The sequence below is a fragment of the Streptomyces sp. NPDC102462 genome (assembly GCF_044765425.1).
Lineage (GTDB): Bacteria > Actinomycetota > Actinomycetes > Streptomycetales > Streptomycetaceae > Streptomyces.
In genome coordinates this window covers 100,832-120,689 of the sequence record NZ_JBIWKB010000021.1, presented here as the reverse complement: position 1 = coordinate 120,689, position 19,858 = coordinate 100,832, and the positions used below count along the sequence as shown (strand labels likewise).

At 73.0% G+C, this 19,858-nt stretch carries 15 protein-coding genes; 11 read left to right on the top strand and 4 right to left on the bottom strand.

Annotated elements, in window-relative coordinates:
* Positions 1-464: 464 nt before the first annotated feature.
* The 4 genes from ACIRFL_RS20120 to ACIRFL_RS20105 form a co-directional block, all read right to left on the bottom strand.
* On the bottom strand, positions 465-716 hold the full coding sequence (locus ACIRFL_RS20120) for a hypothetical protein (protein WP_404030081.1): 252 nt from the start codon (positions 714-716) through the stop codon (positions 465-467).
* A 55-nt stretch (positions 717-771) separates the two neighbouring features.
* Positions 772-2,850: a 4-alpha-glucanotransferase gene (gene malQ, locus ACIRFL_RS20115; protein WP_404030079.1), complete on the bottom strand. Its 2,079-nt coding sequence runs from the start codon at positions 2,848-2,850 to the stop codon at positions 772-774.
* Positions 2,851-3,096 carry a hypothetical protein gene (locus tag ACIRFL_RS20110; protein ID WP_404030077.1) on the bottom strand — a complete coding sequence of 82 codons (246 nt, stop codon included), beginning with the start codon at positions 3,094-3,096 and terminating at the stop codon, positions 2,851-2,853.
* 242 nt (positions 3,097-3,338) lie between these two features.
* Complete coding sequence (locus tag ACIRFL_RS20105; RefSeq protein WP_121888680.1) at positions 3,339-3,875, bottom strand: HNH endonuclease; 537 nt, start codon at positions 3,873-3,875, stop codon at positions 3,339-3,341.
* Between the two features lie 341 nt (positions 3,876-4,216).
* Between ACIRFL_RS20105 and ACIRFL_RS20100 the strand changes: the two genes are divergently transcribed.
* From ACIRFL_RS20100 to ACIRFL_RS20050, 11 genes are all read left to right on the top strand, one after another.
* Complete coding sequence (locus tag ACIRFL_RS20100; RefSeq protein ID WP_404030075.1) at positions 4,217-5,311, top strand: mechanosensitive ion channel family protein; 1,095 nt, start codon at positions 4,217-4,219, stop codon at positions 5,309-5,311.
* Positions 5,312-5,605: 294 nt separating this feature from the next.
* Positions 5,606-6,817 (top strand): ROK family transcriptional regulator, encoded by a 1,212-nt coding sequence (locus ACIRFL_RS20095; protein ID WP_404030073.1) that lies wholly within the window; start codon positions 5,606-5,608, stop codon positions 6,815-6,817.
* 145 nt (positions 6,818-6,962) lie between these two features.
* Entirely contained in the window at positions 6,963-8,306 is a 1,344-nt protein-coding gene (locus ACIRFL_RS20090) for an ABC transporter substrate-binding protein (RefSeq protein ID WP_404030072.1), read from the top strand.
* A gap of 17 nt (positions 8,307-8,323) precedes the next feature.
* Positions 8,324-9,265 (top strand): carbohydrate ABC transporter permease, encoded by a 942-nt coding sequence (locus ACIRFL_RS20085; RefSeq protein WP_404030070.1) that lies wholly within the window; start codon positions 8,324-8,326, stop codon positions 9,263-9,265.
* 2 nt (positions 9,266-9,267) lie between these two features.
* The gene (locus ACIRFL_RS20080; RefSeq protein WP_404030068.1) at positions 9,268-10,161 is read left to right on the top strand and encodes a carbohydrate ABC transporter permease; all 894 of its coding nucleotides are present in this window, start codon (positions 9,268-9,270) and stop codon (positions 10,159-10,161) included.
* A 4-nt stretch (positions 10,162-10,165) separates the two neighbouring features.
* The gene (locus ACIRFL_RS20075) at positions 10,166-11,431 is read left to right on the top strand and encodes a 6-phospho-beta-glucosidase (RefSeq protein WP_404030067.1); all 1,266 of its coding nucleotides are present in this window, start codon (positions 10,166-10,168) and stop codon (positions 11,429-11,431) included.
* Entirely contained in the window at positions 11,422-12,411 is a 990-nt protein-coding gene (locus tag ACIRFL_RS20070) for an N-acetylglucosamine kinase (protein WP_404030065.1), read from the top strand. The genes ACIRFL_RS20075 and ACIRFL_RS20070 overlap by 10 nt, the downstream gene beginning before the upstream one ends.
* 754 nt (positions 12,412-13,165) lie before the next feature.
* Positions 13,166-14,614 carry a hypothetical protein gene (locus ACIRFL_RS20065; protein WP_404030064.1) on the top strand — a complete coding sequence of 483 codons (1,449 nt, stop codon included), beginning with the start codon at positions 13,166-13,168 and terminating at the stop codon, positions 14,612-14,614.
* Between the two features lie 13 nt (positions 14,615-14,627).
* On the top strand, positions 14,628-15,671 hold the full coding sequence (locus ACIRFL_RS20060; protein WP_404030063.1) for a glutamate ABC transporter substrate-binding protein: 1,044 nt from the start codon (positions 14,628-14,630) through the stop codon (positions 15,669-15,671).
* 159 nt (positions 15,672-15,830) lie between these two features.
* On the top strand, positions 15,831-17,162 hold the full coding sequence (locus tag ACIRFL_RS20055; protein WP_404030062.1) for a hypothetical protein: 1,332 nt from the start codon (positions 15,831-15,833) through the stop codon (positions 17,160-17,162).
* Positions 17,159-19,855: a tetratricopeptide repeat protein gene (locus tag ACIRFL_RS20050; protein ID WP_404030060.1), complete on the top strand. Its 2,697-nt coding sequence runs from the start codon at positions 17,159-17,161 to the stop codon at positions 19,853-19,855. The genes ACIRFL_RS20055 and ACIRFL_RS20050 overlap by 4 nt, the downstream gene beginning before the upstream one ends.
* Positions 19,856-19,858: the final 3 nt, after the last annotated feature.

The following is a 19,858-nucleotide window of genomic DNA, read 5'->3' as shown; positions in this document are numbered from 1 at the left end:
CGCGCCCGCGCGGCGGAGCCGCAAATCGATACAGCCCCGCGCCCCTTCGGGCGCGACTCGCTGGCCCCCATCGCGCGGCGGAGCCGCATATCGAGGCGGCCCCGCCCCCTCCGGGGCGCGCCTGCGTGCCGCGCCGAAATGGGGTGCGACATGCCGTCGATCAGCTGCGGCGCCGTCGTGGCTGGTCGCGCCCGCGCGGCGGAGCCGCAAATCGATACAGCCCCGCGCCCCTTCGGGCGCGACTCGCTGGCCCCCATCGCGCGGCGGAGCCGCATATCGAGACGGCCCCGCCCCCTCCGGGGCGCGCCTGCGTGCCGCGCCGAAATGGGGTGCGGCATGCCGTCGATCAGCTGCGGCGCCGTTGTGGCTGGTCGCGCCGTTCCCCGCGCCCCTTTGGGGCGCGACTCGCTGGCCCCCATCGCGCGGCGGAGCCGGAGATCGATGCGGCCCCGCGCGCCCTTGGGTCAGGCCTTGGCGTTGGGCTTTGTTACTCGGTGTTTTGACTTGTCGAGGACCATGACCAGGCCCGCGATGACCGCGAACAGTGCCAGCGGGGCCAGCACGTAGAGGCCCAGCGTCTCGATGACGCTCAGGCCCGTGCCGGGGTCATCGCCGTCGTCGCGGGTGAGCGCGAGCGCGGGGGACGACATGAGCAGCATCATCAGCGTCGTACCGGCGGCCAGGGCGCCGACGCGCAGGGCGTTCTTATTGTCCACGGTGCAAAAGTAGCGAACGCCCGGACGTGAACCGCGCCCGGGGTGCCGTAGCCGTTCATGCGTCGGTGCGCAGGGTCTCCAGCAGGGCGCGCAGCCGGGGTGAGGCGGTCAGCTCCTCCAGGGTCACCGGGCGGCCGTCCGCGTCAGCGATGGGCAGCCGCCAGTTGGGGTACTGGTCCCAGGTGCCCGGGACGTTCTGCGGGCGGCGGTCGCCGACGCCGTCCGGGAGCCAGACGCCGACCAGCCGGGCGGGGGTGCGCAGCAGGAAGCGGTGGACCGCCTGGACCCGTGCCTCCTCGGCGGCCGTCGAGCGGTCGCCCGGCGCTCCCTGGAGCAGCCCGAGGCGGGCGAGCAGGTCCAGCCACTCCCCCGTGTCCGCGGCGGCGTCCGCCCGCTCCTGCGCGGCCGGGCGGGTCAGCAGGCCGAGGCGGTCGCGGAGTCCGACGTGCTCGCCGGTGAGCCGGGCGGCCGTGGGCGGCAGATCGTGGGTGGTGGCGGTGGCGAGGCAGTCGGCGCGCCAGCGGTGGGGCGGGAGGGGACGTCCGTCGCCCGCCCAGTCCCGTTCGAACCACAGCACCGACGTGCCGAGCAGCCCGCGCCGCTGAAGCGTCTCGCGTACGCCGGGCTCCACGGTGCCCAGGTCCTCGCCGATCACCACGGCCCCGGCCCTGGACGCCTCCAGGGCGAGCAGCGCGAGCATCGCCTCGGCGTCGTGACGTACGTACGCACCCCGCGTCGGCAGCTCGCCCTGCGGCACCCACCACAGCCGGAACAGGCCCATCACATGGTCGATGCGGACCGCGCCCGCGTAGCGGAACAGGGCACGCAGCAGCTGCCGGTAGGGGGCGTGCCCGGAGCGGGCGAGGCGGTCCGGCCGCCAGGGCGGCAGGCCCCAGTCCTGGCCGAGTGCGTTGAAGGCGTCCGGCGGTGCGCCCACCGACATCCCCGCGGCGAAGTACTCCTGCTGGGCCCAGGCGTCGGCGCCCCTGGGGTGCACGCCGACCGCGAGGTCGTGCACGATCCCCACCGGCATGCCCGCCTCGCGGGCGGCGCGCTGGGCGGCGCCGAGCTGGGTGTCGGTGAGCCAGGCCAGCCAGCAGTGCAGGTCGACGCGGTCCATCAGGTCGGTGCGGGCCCGTGCGGTGCCGGACGAACGGGGGTCGCGGAGTTCGGGCGGCCAGGTGTGCCAGTCGGAGCCGTGCACCTCGGCGAGCGCGCACCAGGTGGCGTGGTCCTCCAGGGCCCGGCCCTCCCGGGCGAGGAAGTCGGCGTAGGAGGCCCGCCGGCCCGGCGCCAGGGGCACCTCCCTGACCAGCTCCAGTGCCTCGCGCTTGAGCTGCCAGACCGCGTCCCGGTCGATGAGCGCGCCCTGGTCCAGCACGGCGGCGCGCAGCCGGGCGGCACGGTCGAGGAGTCCGCGGACGCGGTCGCGGTCCTCGACGTACGCGAACTCGGGTACGTCCTCCACCCGCAGGTGTGCCGGGTCCGGGAAGCGACGGGAGGACGGCCGGTACGGGGAGGGGTCGGTCGGGCTGCCGGGTACGGCCGCGTGCAACGGGTTGACCTGCACGAATCCGGCGCCGGCCGTGCGTCCTGCCCAGCCGGCCAGCTCGCTCAGGTCCCCCAGGTCGCCCATGCCCCAGGACCGCCGGGACAGCAGCGAGTACAGCTGGACCAGGAGTCCGTAGGACCGGCCGGCGGGGGTGGGCAGCCGGTCGGGGGCGACGATCAGCCGGGCCTCGGTGCTACGGCCGTCGGGGGCGGCGGCGGTCACCCGGTGGACACCGGCCGGCAGCCCGTCGGCTGTGGTGGCGGTGCCGCCCTGTTCGGTGTCGACGCACAGCCGGGTGCCGGGCGGCAGGGCGTCCAGGGGGCCCGGGGCGCCCATCCAGTGCACGACCGTCGGCGGCAGCAGCCGGGTGCGCAGCTCACGCTCGCGGTCGGCGAGGGCGGCCCTGACCGCCCGCCCGGTGCCGGCGTCGACGTCGAGCGCGGCCAGGGCGGCGACGACGGCGGAGGCGGAGGCGGCGACCGTGCGGTCAGGGGCGGGGCGGTAGGAGGTGGCGACTCCGTGCAGCTCGGCGAGCCGGCGCAGCTCCTCGTCGAGGGCGGCGGCCGGCCCGGGCTCGGCCATCTACCGCACCGGGCCGAAGGGGTCGGCGACCGCGTCGGACTCGCTGGTCAGCGCGGCCCCGTCGGTCAGTGGCGGCTCGCTGGTCAGGGGCTCGGCGTCGGGCAGCGGTGGCTCGCTGGTCAGCGGGGTCTCGGCGTGCGCGCCCTCCGCGCTGAACACGCAGAACTGGACGTCGTCGGGCTCGGCGGACGGCCCGGGCACGGGTTTGCAGGGGGCCGGGAGCGAGAGGTGAGCCGGTGCGGGCACGGCGTTCTCCTTGTCGGCGACAACGGTTTCGACGGACAACGCCAGCCCTACCCACCCCACGCGCCGGCACTCGGGGCGAAACCGCGGGGCAGTGAGGAAGACCGAGCGGGGTGGGCGGCCAAAGAGGGGTGGGCGATCGCGTGGGGCGGGGCAGGCGCAGGCTCACGGTCGGTGGGGTTGAGGGCGTGCCTGGGGCCCCGTGGCCGGGGCGGCCACGGGGGGGTATGCGAAGGCCCGGATTCTCAGGCGGAAATGCCGTCGATCCGGGCCAAGGCGTCGTCCGCGCCGTACGGCTGCAAGTAGGGCAGCCAGCGCGGGTCCCTATGGCCGGTGCCGATGATGCGCCAGGCAAGGCCGGTGGGCGGAGCGGGTTTGTGGCGCAGTCGCCAGCCGATCTCGACCAGGTGACGGTCGGCCTTCACGTGGTTGCAGCGGCGGCAGGAGGCCACCACGTTGTCCCAGACGTGCTTGCCCCCGCGGCTGCGCGGGATGACGTGGTCGACGCTGGTTGCGACGCCACCGCAGTACATGCACCGGCCCCCGTCACGGGCGAACAGCGCCCGACGGGTCAGAGGAACGGGCCCCCGGTAGGGAACCCGCACGAATCGCTTGAGCCGGACCACGCTGGGTGCGGGGACTGTGACGGTTGCGCTGTGCATGAAGGCGCCGGACTCCTCGAGGCAGACTGCCTTGTTTTCGAGGACGAGCACGAGCGCGCGGCGGAGCGGTACGACGCCGAGCGGCTCGTACGACGCGTTGAGGACCAGGACATGCGGCACGGATGCCTCCTTGTACGCCGGCGGCGCGTGGCTCGCGCCGGGACGATCTGCAGCCAGTCTCCCCTCATGCCTGGTGAAAGCGCCACCATGTGCCGGTAACGGGCTGGGAGTGTTTTCGACCACACCTGGATTCATCCCCCGGATCACGGCCTGTTCAAGCCCGCGTGAGCCCGGTCTCTCCCGCGCAGGACGCACGGCGCACACACGATGCCCCGTTAGTGTGTTGGTTCTGCCCGTCCGGTGAGCATCCCGTGATCCCGGCGGTCCCGGCGTCCCGCACCGCCCGGGCCGCCCCGGACCGCCGGGCCGGAGGCAGACCGCTGCACCTGGAGGTACCCGCCGTGTCCTTGTCCGCCGCCCTGACGGCCGCCGTCCCGTCGCCGTCGCCGTCTCCCTCGGAGTCGACGGCCCCGACGGTGCCCACGCTCCAGGACGCCCAGGAGAGCGCGACCGACGCCGCCAGCTGGGTCGGGCAGAACTGGTCGACGTGGCTCGCCATCGGGCTCAGGGTGCTGCTGATCCTGGTGGTGGCGGCGGTGCTCCGGGTGGTGGTGCGGCGGGCGATCACCAAGCTGATCGACCGCATGAGCCGGACCGTCCAGGCGGTCGACGGGACGGCGCTGGGCGGGCTGCTGGTCAACGCCGAGCGTCGCCGCCAGCGCTCGCAGGCGATCGGTTCGGTGCTCAGGTCGGTGGCGTCGTTCCTGATCCTCGGCACGGCGGCCCTGATGGTCCTGTCCACGTTCCAGATCAATCTGGCCCCGCTGCTCGCCTCGGCCGGTGTCGCGGGCGTGGCGATCGGTTTCGGCGCCCGCAACCTGGTGACGGACTTCCTCTCCGGTGTCTTCATGATCCTGGAGGACCAGTACGGGGTCGGCGACCAGATCGACGCGGGCGTCGCCAGCGGCGAGGTCATCGAGGTCGGCCTGCGGGTGACCAAGCTGCGCGGCGCCGACGGCGAGATCTGGTACGTCCGCAACGGCGAGGTCAAGCGCATCGGCAACCTCTCGCAGGGCTGGGCGACGGCCGGGGTGGACGTGACGGTGCGGCCCACCGAGGACCTGGAGCGGCTGAAGGCCACGCTCGCCGAGGTCGCCGAGCGGATGGGCAAGGAGGAGCCCTGGAACGAACTCCTCTGGAGCCCGATCGACGTACTCGGCCTGGACAGCGTCCTGGTCGACTCGATGACCATCCGGCTCTCCGCCAAGACGATGCCGGGCAAGTCACTGGCCGTCGAGCGTGAGCTGCGCTGGCGCATCAAGCGGGCGTTCGACGCGGCGGACATCCGGATCGTGGGCGGGGAGCCCGCGGCGGCGGAGCCCGCGGCACCCGATCCGACGGCGTCCGTCGCGGCCCCGTCGGCATTCGGCAACGCCGGGTCGCCCCAGTCGGAGGCGGCGACCCCGATCGTGCCCCCGCGCGCCCCGACGAAGTAGCGCGCCCGGAGGCGGATCGGTTCAGCACACTCGTTCGAGTGACGCGCCCGCCGTTCCCGCACCGCACGTCGTGCGGGCCACGCAGGGCCGACCTGGGCTCGCCCCTTTCCCTCCCGGCCCCCTACCCCGCTCTGGACACCAGCCCGGTCCTCGCGGGCTGACCCTCTCTTGACGCCTCCTTCCTGGGACGCTTAGCTTTCCCGCCAACAGGAAACTTTCCTAACAGTGGCCGGGTGGACATGACACCTGAGCCGCTGGAAGGCTGGTCAGTGGGAAGGGCAGGTGTCGAGACAGATGGCAGGATCCGCCGGCACGCCGGGCACTCCGAGCGTCCTGCGCGCCATGAACGATCGCACCGCGCTGGACCTGCTGCTGGAGCACGGCCCGCTGTCCCGCACCCGGATCGGCAAGCTCACCGGCCTGTCCAAGCCGACCGCCTCGCAACTCCTGGCCCGTCTTGAGGCGGCCGGACTGGTCCGGGCCACCGGCACCAGCGAGGGCCGCCCGGGCCCCAACGCCCAGCTCTACGCGGTCAACCCGACCGCCGCGCACGCCGCAGGACTCGATGTCACCCCCGGCCGCATCCGCGCCGCCGTCGCCGACATCACCGGACGCACCGTCGGCGCGTACGAACTGCCCACCCCCGGCAGACGCCCGGCACAGCCCGTCGTACGCCAGGTGACCGACGCGCTGGACGGCGCGGTGAAGGCCGCCGGGCTGGCCCGCGACGATCTGCACCGCCTGGTCATCGGCACGCCGGGCGCCTTCGACCCGGGCACCGGCCGGCTGCGCTACGCCTCCCACCTGCCCGGCTGGCACGCCCCGGCACTGCTGGAGGAACTGGCCGCGGCGCTGCCGATGCCGGTCGAGTACGAGAACGACGTCAATCTCGTCGCCATCGCCGAGCAGCGGCTCGGCGCGGCCCGCGGGCACGGCGACTTCGTGCTCCTGTGGAACCAGGAGGGCCTGGGCGCCGCCCTGGTCCTCGGCGGCCGGCTGCACCGCGGCTGGACCGGCGGCGCAGGCGAGGTCGGCTTCCTGCCGGTGCCCGGCACGCCCCTGGTGCGCCAGGTCACCAAGGCCAACAGCGGCGGCTACCAGGAACTCGCCGGTTCCCAGGCCCTGCCCCGGCTGGCCCGGGAGCTGGGCATCACGGACGTGCCGAGCGGGCCGTACGCCGAGGTCGCCGCCCAGCTCGTGGCCCGTGCCGCCGACCACGCCGGCGGCCCTTACCGGGAACTGCTGCGGACGTACGCCACCCGGCTCGCCACCGGTCTCGCCTCGCTCGTCGCCGTCCTCGACCCCGAACTCGTCGTCCTCAGCGGCACCTCCCTCACCTCCGGCGGCGAGGTGCTGCGTGCCCTCGTCCAGGCCGAGTTGGCGGAGCTGGCCGCGCCCCGCCCGCGTCTGGCCGTCGGCGACGTCCAGGAACACCCCGTGCTGCGCGGCGCGTTGGAGAGCGCCCTCGCCACCACCCGCGACGAGGTCTTCGACACCTCGCGCTGAGCCCCGCACCGCCCTTGCGGCACCACGCCCTCAGCACCACGCCTCCGCACCACGCCTCCGCACCACGTTCCCAGCACCGCACCCGCGGCACCGCACCGTCCGGCACCGTCCCTTCCCGTACCGCCCGCCCCAGGGAGACCCCGCCATGCCCCGAGCCATACCCGGAGTGGTCCGAAACACGGCTTTCGCCCTCACCGCCTCGCTGGCGCTGCTCACCACGGCCTGTACCGGCCAGACCGGTTCGGGCGCCGACGACGACCCCTCGAAGGAGACCACCATCACCTTCTGGCACGCCTGGAGCGCGCCGAGCGAGGTGAAGGCGGTCACCTCCCTGATCGCGGGCTTCGAGAAGGCCCACCCCGCCATCCACGTCGACGTCGTCGGCAACATGACCGACGACAAGATCAACCAGGCGCTACGCACCGGCGGCGACAAGGCGCCCGATGTGATCTCCTCCTTCACCACCAACAACGTGGGCAAGTTCTGCTCGTCCGGCGCGCTGGTCGATCTGAACCCGTTCTTCAAGAAGTCGGGCATCGACCCGGAGACGACGTTCCCGAAGGCCATGAACGAGTACACCCAGTACGACGGCAACCGCTGCACGGTGCCGCTGCTGGGCGACGCGTATGGCCTCTACTACAACAAGACCGCGTTCGAGAAGGCCGGCATCACCGGCCCGCCGAAGACCTGGACCGAGTTCGAGGCGGACGCGAAGAAGCTGACGGTCCCCCGGGGCGACGGCTACCGGCAGCTCGGTTTCATGCCGAACTACCACGGCTGGGAATCCACCACCGAGCACTACTTCGCGCAGTTCTCACCGACGTACTTCGCCGCAGACGGCACGTCGAACCTCGCCGAGGACCCCGCCTTCCAGGCCGGGTTCGAGCTGCAGAAGCGGCTCGTCGACGCACTCGGCGGATTCCAGAAGCTGGAGAGGTTCCGCGCCACGCTCGGCGACGAATGGGGCCCCAAGCACCCCTTCCACACCGGCCAGGTGGCCATGCAGCTCGACGGCGAGTGGCGGCTCGGCATGGCCGAGGAGGCGGATCCGGACTTCGAGGTCGGCGTCGCGCCGCTGCCCGTCCCCGACGACCAGGCGGACCAGTACGGCAAGGGCTACATCACCGGCACCATCGCGGGCATCGCCGCCACCAGCAAGAAGCAGAACGCGGCCTGGGAGCTGGTGAAGTACATGACCACCGACACGGACGCGGTGGTGGGCTTCGCCAACGCCATCCACAACGTGCCCTCCACGCTGGCCGCCCTCAGGTCGCCGGAACTGACGTACGATCCGCGGTTCAAGACGTTCCTGGACATCGCGGCGAACCCGCACTCCACCACGACGCCCCCCTCCATCAACGGCGGCGTGTATCTCGTGACGATCCAGCAGTTCGGGTACGCGTACGAGAGCGGCAGGACCACCGATCTGAAGGCGGGCCTGAGGAAGACGGCCGCGCAGATCGACACGGACATCGAGCAGGCGAAGTAGCGCGGGGTTCCCCGGACATGAGCACCATGACCCTCGCGTCGAAGCGCCGCCGTGCGACGCTGCGCACGCTCGCCTTCATGTCGCCGTGGCTGATCGGCTTCGCGGTCTTCTTCGCGTACCCGCTGATCTCGACGGTGTACTTCTCGTTCATGCACTACGACGGCTTCCGACCGCCGACGTGGAGCGGCACCAAGAACTGGACCTATGTCTTCGAGCACTACCCGCTCTTCTGGCCCGCCCTGCGCAACACGCTGTGGCTGGTGGTCGTGATGGTCACCCTCCGGGTGGTGTTCGGCCTCGGCATCGGCATGCTCATCACCCGGATCAGGACGGGCACGGGCGTCTTCCGCACCCTGTTCTATCTGCCCTACCTCGCCCCGCCGGTGGCCGCCACGATGGCCTTCGCCTTCCTGCTCAACCCCGGTACCGGCCCGGTCGACTCGCTGCTGGAGAAGGCCGGCCTCCCGGCCCCGGGCTGGTTCAACGACCCCGCCTGGTCCAAGCCGGCGCTGACCCTGCTGGCCCTGTGGGGGGTCGGCGACCTGATGGTCATCTTCATGGCCGCGCTGCTCGACGTGCCGAGAGAGCAGTACGAGGCGGCCGAGCTGGACGGGGCGTCGGCGTGGCAGCGCTTCCGGTACGTCACCCTGCCGAACATCTCCCCGATCGTGATGTTCGCCGTCGTCACGGGCGTGATCCAGACGATGCAGTACTACACGCAGCCCCTGATCGCCGGGAAGGTCGCCTCGGGCGTGATCCAGGGCGCGGGCACCCAGTTCGAACCGGGCTATCCGGACAAGTCCACGCTCACCCTCCCCCAACTCGTCTACAACCTCGGCTTCCAGCGCTTCGACTACGGCTCCGCGTGTGTGATCGCCCTCGTCCTCTTCGCCCTGTCGATGGCGTTCACCGCGTTCCTGATGCGGCGCCGGGGCGGCCTCATCCAGGCAGGTGACTGACCATGACCCAGGTACTGGCCCCACCGCTGAAGACGCCCGCGCCCCTGTCCCCCGCCCGGCGCGCCGCGCGGCGCCGGGCGCTGCTGGAGTGGATCGGCGTCCACTGCCTCGGCGTGGCCGCCGCGCTGTTCTTCACGCTGCCGTTCGTGTTCGTCCTGCTGACGTCCCTGATGAGCGACAGCCAGGCGCTGAGCCGGGACCTGATCCCGCACACCTGGGAGTGGGGCAACTACCGCAGGGTGTTCGCCACGCCCGGCTTTCTGACCTGGTGGAAGAACACGCTGATCTACGCCGGCCTGGGCACGGTGCTGACCGTCGCCTCCTCGCTCCCGGTGGCGTACGCGCTCGCCAAGTTCCGCTTCCGTGGCCGCAATCTGTCGCTGATGCTGGTGATCTCGATGATGATGCTGCCCCCGCAGGTCATCATCATCCCGATGTATCTGTTCTGGGCGAAGCAGCTCGATCTGTCCGGCACCCTGTGGCCGCTGATCATCCCGATGGCGTTCGGCGACGCGTTCTCCGTCTTCCTGCTGCGCCAGTTCCTGACCACCATTCCCGACGAGTACCTGGACGCGGCGAAGGTGGACGGCTGCGGCGAACTGCGCACGCTGCTGCGGGTCGTGCTGCCGATGGCGAAGCCGGGCATCGCGGCCGTCGCCCTGTTCCAGTTCTTCTACGCCTGGAACGACTACTTCGGACCGCAGATCTACGCGTCCGAGAACCCCGGCGCCTGGACCCTGAGCTACGGCCTTGAGTCCTTCAAGGGCGCCCACCACACCGACTGGAACCTCACCATGGCCGCGACCGTCCTGGTCATGGCCCCGGTGATCCTCGTGTTCTTCTTCGCCCAGAGAGCGTTCGTCGAGGGCGTCACGCTCACCGGAGTAAAGGGTTGATGGCATGAAACTCACCGTGGTCGGCGGAGGGTCGACCTATACACCTGAACTGATCGATGGATTCGCGCGGTTGAGGGACACGCTGCCCGTCGCGGAGCTGGTACTGGTCGACCCGGCCGCCGAACGCCTTGAGCTGGTCGGAGGACTGGCCCGGCGCATCTTCGCCAGGCAGCGGCATCCCGGACGGATCGTCACCACCGCCGACCTGGACGCGGGCGTCGACGGCGCCGACGCCGTGCTGCTCCAGCTGCGCGTCGGCGGCCAGGCCGCCCGGCAGCAGGACGAGACCTGGCCCCTCGAGTGCGGCTGCGTCGGCCAGGAGACGACCGGCGCCGGCGGTCTCGCCAAGGCGCTGCGCACGGTGCCGGTCGTCCTCGACATCGCCGAACGCGTCCGCCGCGCCAACCCGGACGCCTGGATCATCGACTTCACCAACCCGGTCGGCATCGTCACCCGCGCCCTGCTCCAGGCCGGGCACCGGGCGGTCGGGCTGTGCAACGTGGCGATCGGCCTCCAGCGGAAGTTCGCGGCCCTGCTCGGCACCGCCCCGCAGGACATCCACCTCGACCATGTGGGCCTCAACCACCTCACCTGGGAGACCGGAGTGCGGCTCGGCGGCCCCGAGGGCGAGGACGTGCTGCCGCGGCTGCTCGCGCGGCACGGCGACACCATCGCAGGCGATCTGCGGCTGCCCCGGCCCCTGCTGGACCGCCTCGGCGTGGTCCCGTCGTACTACCTGCGCTACTACTACGCGCACGACGCGGTGGTACGGGAGCTGCGCACCAAGCCCTCCCGGGCCGCCGAGGTCGCCGAGATGGAACGGCAGTTGCTGGAGATGTACGGCGACCCGGCCCTGGACGAGAAGCCGGCGCTGCTCGCCAAGCGCGGCGGCGCCTACTACTCGGAGGCCGCGGTGGACCTGGCGGCGGCGCTGCTGGGCGGCGCGGGCAGCCCGTACCAGGTGGTGAACACCCACAACCGGGGCACGCTGCCCTTCCTGCCGGACGACGCGGTGATCGAGGTGCAGGCGGCGGTCGGACCGAAGGGGCCCGTGCCGCTGCCGGTGCCGCCGCTCGATCCGCTGTACGCGGGGCTGGTGGCGAACGTGACGGCGTACGAGGAGCTGGCCCTGCGGGCGGCGCTGCACGGCGGCCGCGAGCGGGTGTTCGCGGCGCTGCTGGCGCACCCCCTGATCGGCCAGTACGCGTACGCCGACGACCTCACCGACCGTCTGATCGCGCACAACCGGGAGCATCTCGCGTGGGCCTGACCGCAAGCGTCCTCGCCATCGACGCGGGCAACAGCAAGACCGACGTGGCGGTGGTGGCGGCGGACGGGACCGTCCTCGCCACCGCACGCGGCGGTGGCTTCCGACCGCCCGCGGTGGGCGTGAGCACGGCCGTCGACGCGATCGCCGACGCCGTCGCGCGGGCCTACGCCGCCGCGGGCGTCACCTGCGTCGCGCATGTCTCGGCGTGTCTGGCGAACGCCGATCTGCCCGTGGAGGAGGAGCAGTTGACCGCCGCGCTGCACGCGCGCGCGTGGGGCGGCACGGTGGCGGTGCGCAACGACACCTTCGCGATCCTGCGGGCGGGCGTGGCCGAGCCACGCGGCGTCGCGGTGGTCTGCGGCGCGGGCATCAACTGCGTCGGCATGCGGCCCGACGGCCGCACCGCCCGCTTCCCGGCGATCGGCCGCATCTCCGGTGACTGGGGCGGTGGTTGGGCGCTCGCCGAGGAGGCGCTGTGGCACGCGGCACGCGCGGAGGACGGGCGCGGCGCGCCGACCCTGCTGGCCCGGACCCTGCCCGCCCACTTCGACCTGGACTCCATGTACGCGCTCATCGAGGCGCTGCACCTGGAACGCGTCGAGCACGGCCGCCGGCACGAGCTGACGCCGGTGCTGTTCGCGACGGCGGCGCGGGGGGACGGCGTCGCCGGGTCGATCGTGGACCGGCTGGCCGACGAGGTGGTGACCATGGCGACGGTGGCGCTGCGCCGGCTGGACCTGCTGGACGAGGAGGTCCCGGTGCTGCTCGGCGGCGGAGTCCTCACCGCCGGGCACGCCCGGCTCGACACCGGCGTGCGGGACTTGCTGGCGGCACGCGCGCCGAAGGCGGTGCCGCGGGTGGTGACGGCGAGCCCGGTGCTGGGAGCGGCCCTCCTGGGCCTGGACCACCTGAACGCGCCCCCCGAGGCCCAGGCCCGCGCAAAGGCCCACTGGCAACACCCTGAGGCCCCGACCCCCTGATGCGGCACGCCGGGGCGGACAGCGGGGGGCGCCATCCCACCATGGCCGACCACGCCGCCACCAACGCTGAACGCACCCGCCCAACGCAGCCACACACCAACACAGCCCCGCCCCCCTCCGGGGCACCGGCCGACTGGGTTCGGGGGCAGGGGATGAGTTGCCGCTGGCCGAGGTAGCCCATGTCTGCGAGGCGCGGCCCGCCGCGGCACCAGCGACCCGCGAGCGCTTCCGCCCGGGGGCCGCTCGGGGTCCCGGAACCGGCTCCCGAACCACCGCCGCATCACGACCGGCCCCGGCCGGGGACGCGGCGCTCATGGCGCGGAGCCGGACGAAGTCGCTCCGCGAATGCACGGCAAGGGGCGGTGAACAGCCCGGCGCCCCAGCCGGATCCGCCCCCTCCGGAGCGTGAACGGCCCCCTGGCCGGCGCTCTGTGTGCCCGTTCCGCTCCTGTGTCACCGGTCGGCAGCCAGAATCGCCCCCGGCCTGAACCCCGCGCGGCTCCGGCTGAGTTCAGGGTCCTGGCCGGGCCTCCGGATGCTTCCCTCCGGTGTCGGCGGCACCGCCAGAGGCCGGGCGGCTCCGGGCTCGGCAGGGGTGGGGAACCGAACTGGTTCCCGGGGCGTATTCATGGGCAAGGGGTGGTGAAGAACTCGGCGCCATGGCCGGAGGCAACCGCTGGGGTCCGATCAAGATCCAGTGAAGGCCGGTGCGCATGCCGGTCCCTGCGGCGATACTTGGCGGCGACGGATGACCATGGGGGAGGTCGAGGTGACACACCCGCCGGAGAGCAGCGCGGCGCCACCGGGAGCGGGCCCGGCCCCTGGCCTGCCCACCCTGCCACCGCGACCGGCGTCCCCCGCACCGCCCGGGACCCCCTCCGCCCCGGCCCGCCGCACCGCCTTCGCCGAGGGCGTCGACCGGCTGCGCGCCGCCGCGACCACCGAACCGGGCCGGCTGCGCATCATCGGTGCCGTGATCGCCCTGCTGGTCGTCGCGTTCGGCGCGGTCACCGCCTGGCAGACCTACGACCGCGCGGCCGCCGCGGACGACGTGCTGAACCGCAGCCAGCCGCTCAGCTCGGACGCGGCCGACATCTACCGCTCGCTCGCCGACGCCAACACGGCGGCCTCCAGCGGCTTCCTGGCGGGCGGCCAGGAGACCGCCGCGGCCGGCAGCCGGTACGAGAAGGACATACGGACGGCGGCGGAGAAACTGGTCAAGGCCGCCGCCAACTCGGAGCCCGAGTCACCCTCCGCGCTGGCCATAGCCAAGCTGAACCGGCTGCTGCCGGAGTACAAGGGCCTGGTCGAGCGGGCCCGCGTCTACAACCGGCAGGGCTACCCGGTGGGCGGCGCCTATCTGCGGCTCGCCAACAGCAGGATGCAGGACCAGATGCTGCCCGCGGCCGAGGAGCTGTACACGTCGGAGAACGAGCGGCTGAAGGCCGACTACGGGGACGCGACGCCCTACCCGTGGGCGGCGATGGCCCTCGGCGTCGTCGCGCTAGGCGCGCTGGCCTGGGCCCAGCACCGCACGTACCGGCGCACGAACCGCGTCCTCAACCGCGGTCTGGTGGCCGCGACCGGCGCCGCCGTGGTCGTCGTGCTCTGGCTGGTCGTGGGGCACTCCGTCGCCCGGGCGGGCCTCAACGGCTCCTACGACCACGGCGTCCGCTCGCTGAACGCGCTGCACGACGCCCGCATCGCCTCCCTGAAGGCCCGCGGCAACGAGAACCTGAGCCTGGTGGCCCGCGGCGCCGACACCGTCAAGGTCGGCGAGAAGACGTACGACAAGTACTACTACGACTTCGACCGGGACATCGCCGACCTCGGCAAGCGCCTGGCCGAGGCGCGGCGGCTCGCCGACGACACCGCCGGCGGAAAGCCGGTGGCCGCGGCCGAGGCGGACATGGCGGTGTGGCGGCAGCGCCACGACTCGGTCCGCACCGAGGACGAGAACGGCAACTACCAGCAGGCCCTGGACAAGGTGATCGGCGACAAGGACGCGACCGGCGAGTGCTTCGACAGCGTGGACGACAACCTGCGGACGGCACTTGAGCACGAGGAGAACGAGTTCAGGCAGTCGGCGCGCGACGGCCTGCACGCGATGGGCTTCCTGCCCGCAGGCGCCGCGGTCCTCGCCGTCCTGGGCGCGTCGGGCGCGGTGCTCGGCATCGGGCGCCGGCTTTCGGAGTACCGGTGAGAGGGGCGTGAGGATGAACGCACGCGTGGAGCGCGGTCGCCGGGCCTCGCTGCGGGGCTGGGGCGGGGTCGGCGCGATGGCGGCCGGCTGCGCCCTGGCGCTGGCGTCCGTCCTGCTGCTGCCGCTGACCCAGTCGGCCGACGCCCCGGACGACGCGCGACGCCCCGGCGCAGGGCACGTGGCCGCCGGCAGCCAGGCGCGGGCCGAGGACTGCAAGGACCCGGAGAAGCAGACGCTGCCCCCGTCGGACGCGGACGGTCCCACCATCGACGCCATCAAGGCCCGCGAGGGCGCCAAGCGGAAGCTGATCGTCGGCGTCGACCAGAACAGCTACCGGTGGGGCTACCGCAACCCGAACACCGAGGGCGCGGAGCTGGAGGGCTTCGACATCGACCTGGCGCACCGGATCGCCGAGGACATACTCGGCGACCGGGACGCCGTCCAGTTCAAGGCCATCCCGACCAACCAGCGCATCCCGGCCATCGAGGACGGCCGGGTCGACATGGTGGTGCGCACGATGACCATCGCCTGCGACCGGCTGTCCGAAGTGGCCTTCTCCGCCCCGTACTTCAAGACCGGCCAGCAGGTGCTGGCGCCCAAGTCGTCGTCGATCACCGGGTACGACGACTCGCTGGCACACCGGTGGATCTGCACGGCGACCGGTTCGACGGCGTACGCCAAGCTGGCTCAGGACCGGCAGAACGGCCGGCTGCCGGCCTCCGCGGACATCTCCGTCACCGTGCCCAACCAACTGGACTGCCTGGTGCGGCTCCAGCTCGGCCAGGTGGACGCCGTGGTCACCGACGGCGCGCTCGCCGCGAGCCAGGCCGCCCAGGACCCCACGGTCGAACTGAAGGGCGCCGCGTTCACCACCGAGTACTACGGCGTGGCGATGAAGAAGGACGCCGACGATCTGGTACGCCGGGTCAACCGGATCCTGGTGGACTACCGGGCGGACGGCTGGCAGAGGTCGTACGACGAGTGGCTGTCGGCGACACTGGGGAAGGACGCGGCGGCGTCGAAGCCGCCCGCGGCGCAGTATCTGCGTGACAGCTGACCGGGCATCGGCCGGCCGGTCTTTGGGCAGACCTTCGACCGGACGCCCCTGAACGGCCCCGAACGACCGAAAGACCGAACAACCGCGAACGACCGACTACTTCGAACGACCGAACACTTCCGGCAGAGACCAGGACCACACAGCAGCGAGAGGTGATCGATGGGCGTCACGGACCCCGCCGGGCCGGTGATGGACCGGGACGAGGTGGACCGTGCGCTGGCGCGGCTCGGCGCGGAGCACGAGGCGATCGAGACCTCGCTCCTCGCCCTCCAGGACCACGCGGGCCGCAGACTCCTCGAAGGCGCCGAGCTGACCGGCACGACCAGGGAACGCTGGTCGGCCGCGGAGGCGTCGATCACCCTGCTGTGGGCCTATTTCGACGCGTACACGGCCGCCCTGCGCACCGCCCGGGAGATCCGCGCCCGGCGCCGCTGGTCCAGCCGCGAGGACCTGGCGGAGCTGACCGAGCTGCTGCGGGGCGAGTCCGTCACGGTCGCGGGCAGCGCCACGGCGACCGCGAACGCGCCGGCCCTGACCGGCCCCGGCCGGCTCAGCCAGAGCTTCAGCCTGGCCGGCCTGGTGGACCGGATGAACGAGCTGTACGCGTCCTCGCTGGACATGGTGGTCGCCGCCGACGCGGTCTGGTCGGCGCTGCCCGCCCGGATCGACCTGCTGGCCGCGGAACTGCAGCGCACCCGCAAGCTGGCGCACTCGGTGGGCGTGCGCCCCGGCGAGCACCCGGCGGGCGACGACCTGGAGCGGATCACCCGCACGCTGACCCGGCTGCGCGAGGAGGTCATCTCCGACCCGCTGGCCTTCTGGGTTCCCACGCAGGGCAGTTCGGCGCCGGGCGGCGGCCGGCCGGACACCACGGTGTACGACCGGGAGGCGCGCGCCCTGGAGGACGTGCGCCGCGAGATCGACGCCGTGCTGACGGTGCGCCAGGACGCGGAGGCCCGGCTGATCAAGCTGCGGGACGTGCTGTCCCGCGCGGACCGCACGCTCGCCGAGGCGCGCACCGCGCGCGGCGAGGTCCTGGCGAAGATCGCGGCGACGGAGGTGCCGGTGGTCAGCGGGCCGCCGACCGTGCTCCAGGAGCAGCTGGCGACGGCCGCCGAGTACCGCAGGCAGGCCCAGTGGCACCGGCTGTCCCCACTGCTCGAGTCGCTGGAACAGAAGGCGGAGGACGAACTGCTGCGCGCCCGCGACTCGCTCACCGCGGTCACCGCGCCGCTCGCGGTCCGCGCGGAACTGCGCGGCCGGCTCGACGCGTACAAGGCGAAGGTCGCCCGGCACGGGCTGGCCGAGGACCCGCTGCTGGTCGAGCGGTACGACGCGGCACGGCGCATGCTGTGGAGCGCGCCGTGCGATCTGCGCGTCGCCGAGGAGGCGGTGCTGCGCTACCAGCGGGCCGCCGCCGAACAGCTCGCCGCGGCGCGGGTGCCCGAGCAGGGCGGTCCGCGGGACCGGAGGGGGAACGGCCAGCCATGAGTCAGCCGGGACAGACGTGCCAGCGGCCGTCCTGCGAGGGCAGCTACGAGGACGTGGGCGGCGGCGAGCTGTACTGCGACACCTGTGGGCTCGCGCCGGTCGTGTCGGCGACCGGGATGGTCGGCTCGCCGCCCACCGGGATCACCGCCGGTGGCCGCGGCTCGGGCTCCTCGGGCAGCGCCGGTTCCGGCGCCGGCGGCCGCAGTTCGCGTACGTCGTCGCAGTCGTCGAAGTCGCGGCGCTCGGTGTCGGGACGGCTCTCGCGCGCCCTGTCGGGCCGGTCGACGGGCCGTTCGGTGTCGGTGCGCAGCTCCGGCTCCTCCGCCGCGTCGTCCGGGCGCGGCCGGCTGGGCGCGGGTCTGGTGACGGTGCCGCAGGTGCCGCGGCCCGATCCGTGGGCGATGGTGCTGGACGATCCGCAGGTGCCCGAGCGCAAGCGGTTCTGCTCGCGTTCGGACTGCGGGGCGCCGGTGGGGCGGGCCCGCGGCGACCGTCCGGGCCGCACGGAGGGCTTCTGCACCAAGTGCGGGCACCCGTACTCGTTCGTGCCCAAGCTGCGCACGGGTGACGTCGTGCACGGCCAGTACGAGGTCGTGGGCTGTCTGGCGCACGGCGGTCTGGGCTGGATCTATCTGGCGGTGGACCGCGCGGTCTCCGACCGCTGGGTGGTCCTCAAGGGCCTGCTCGACACGGGCGACCAGGACGCGATGGAGGCGGCGATCTCCGAGCGGCGCTTCCTCGCGGAGATCGAGCACGCCAACATCGTGCGGATCTACAACTTCGTGGAGCACCTGGACCAGCGCACCGGCTCCCTCGACGGCTACATCGTCATGGAGTACGTCGGCGGCAAGTCGCTCAAGGAGATCGCCAACGCCCGCCGCACCCCGGAGGGCAGACGCGATCCGCTGCCGGTGGAGCAGGCGTGCGCCTACGGCATCGAGGCCCTGGAGGCGCTCGACCACCTGCACAGCCGCAACCTGCTGTACTGCGACTTCAAGGTCGACAACGCGATCCAGACCGAGGACCAGCTCAAGCTGATAGACATGGGCGCGGTGCGCCGGATGGACGACGACGAGTCGGCCATCTACGGCACGGTCGGCTACCAGGCGCCGGAGGTCGCGGAGGTCGGCCCCTCGGTCGCCTCCGACCTGTACACGGTCGGCCGTACGCTGGCCGTGCTGACCTTCGACTTCCAGGGCTACACGAACGTCTTCAGGGACTCCCTGCCGGACCCCGACACCATCGACGTCTTCCGGCGGTACGAGTCCTTCTACCGGCTGCTGGTGCGCGCCACCGACCCGGACCCGGCCCGCCGGTTCGCCTCCGCGCAGGAGATGGCCGAGCAGCTGACGGGCGTGCTGCGCGAGGTGGTGTCCCTCCAGACGGGCCGGGCGCGGCCCGCGCTTTCGACGCTGTTCGGGCTCGAACTGAAGGTCACGGACACGGAGTTGTTCCCGCGGCTGATGGGGGATGTGTCGCGGCTCGGGGCGCGGGCGGTGCCGGCCGGGCGGCGGGGCCGCAGGTCCGCGGCGGGCGCCCCGTCCGGCGGCGTCCCCGGGGCGCCCCTCCCGTCCTCCGCAGGGACCCCGCACTCCCTCGGCACCGCAGCAGCAGCTCTCGGCACCGCCTCGACCGCCCTCGGGGCGGCCCCGGACGCCCTTGGTGCTGCCCCGGGCGCCGTCGGTACTGCCCCGGAGGCCGGTCAAGCGGTCTCGGTCGCCACCGGTGTCCCGGGCGCCGTGTCCGGCATCGTGCGCCCCATCGCCACCCCGGCCGCCGCCCTCGCCCTGCCCGTGCCGCACGTCGACCCGGCCGACCCCAACGCCGGCTTCCTGGCGGGCCTGCTGGCCTCCGCGCCGGGCGAGCTGATCACCGCGCTGGCCGCGGCGCCGCAGCAGACCGTGGAGACCCGGCTGCGCCAGGTACGCGCCCGGCTGGAGAACGGCGACTTCACGGCGGCGCTGACCGCACTGGGTGAGCTGGCGGGCGAACGGCCCGACGACTGGCGGGTGGTCTGGTACCACGGTGTGACCGCGCTGGTCACCGGCGACTTCGAAGGCGCCGCACTGGCCTTCGACGCGGTCTACGACGCCTTCCCGGGCGAGGCCGCGCCGAAGCTCGCGCTCGGCCTGTGCGCGGAGGTGCTGGGCCAGCTGGACAACGCCGCCGAGTACTACCGCCTGGTGTGGTCGACCGATCCGAGCTATGTGAGCGCCGCTTTCGGCCTGGCCCGCGTCCAGCTCGCGGCCGTGGACCGCGCCGGTGCGGTGCGCACCCTGGAGTCGGTGCCGGAGTCGTCCATCCACTACACGGCGGCGCGCGTGGCGGCCGTACGCGCTCGGCTGCGGCAGCGCACGGCGAGCGCCGGTGACGTACCCCTCCTGGAGGACCTGACCGCCGCCGCGGGCCAGGTGGAGGCGCTGGACGCGTACGGTCTGGACCCGGCGCGCCGCGAGCAGTTGTCGGCGGAAGTACTCGGCTGCGCGCTGGACTGGATACTCTCCGGGGGCCGGGCTTCCGCCGGGCCCGCCGCCGGCGGGCGGGTGCTGCTCGGCAACGACCTGGACGAACGGGGCCTGCGCTTCGGCCTGGAGCGCTCGTACCGCACGCTGGCCCGGCTCGCGCCCGGCGGCGAGGAGAGGATCGACCTGGTGGAACGGGCCAACCGTTACCGCCCTCGGACGTGGGTGTAGTTG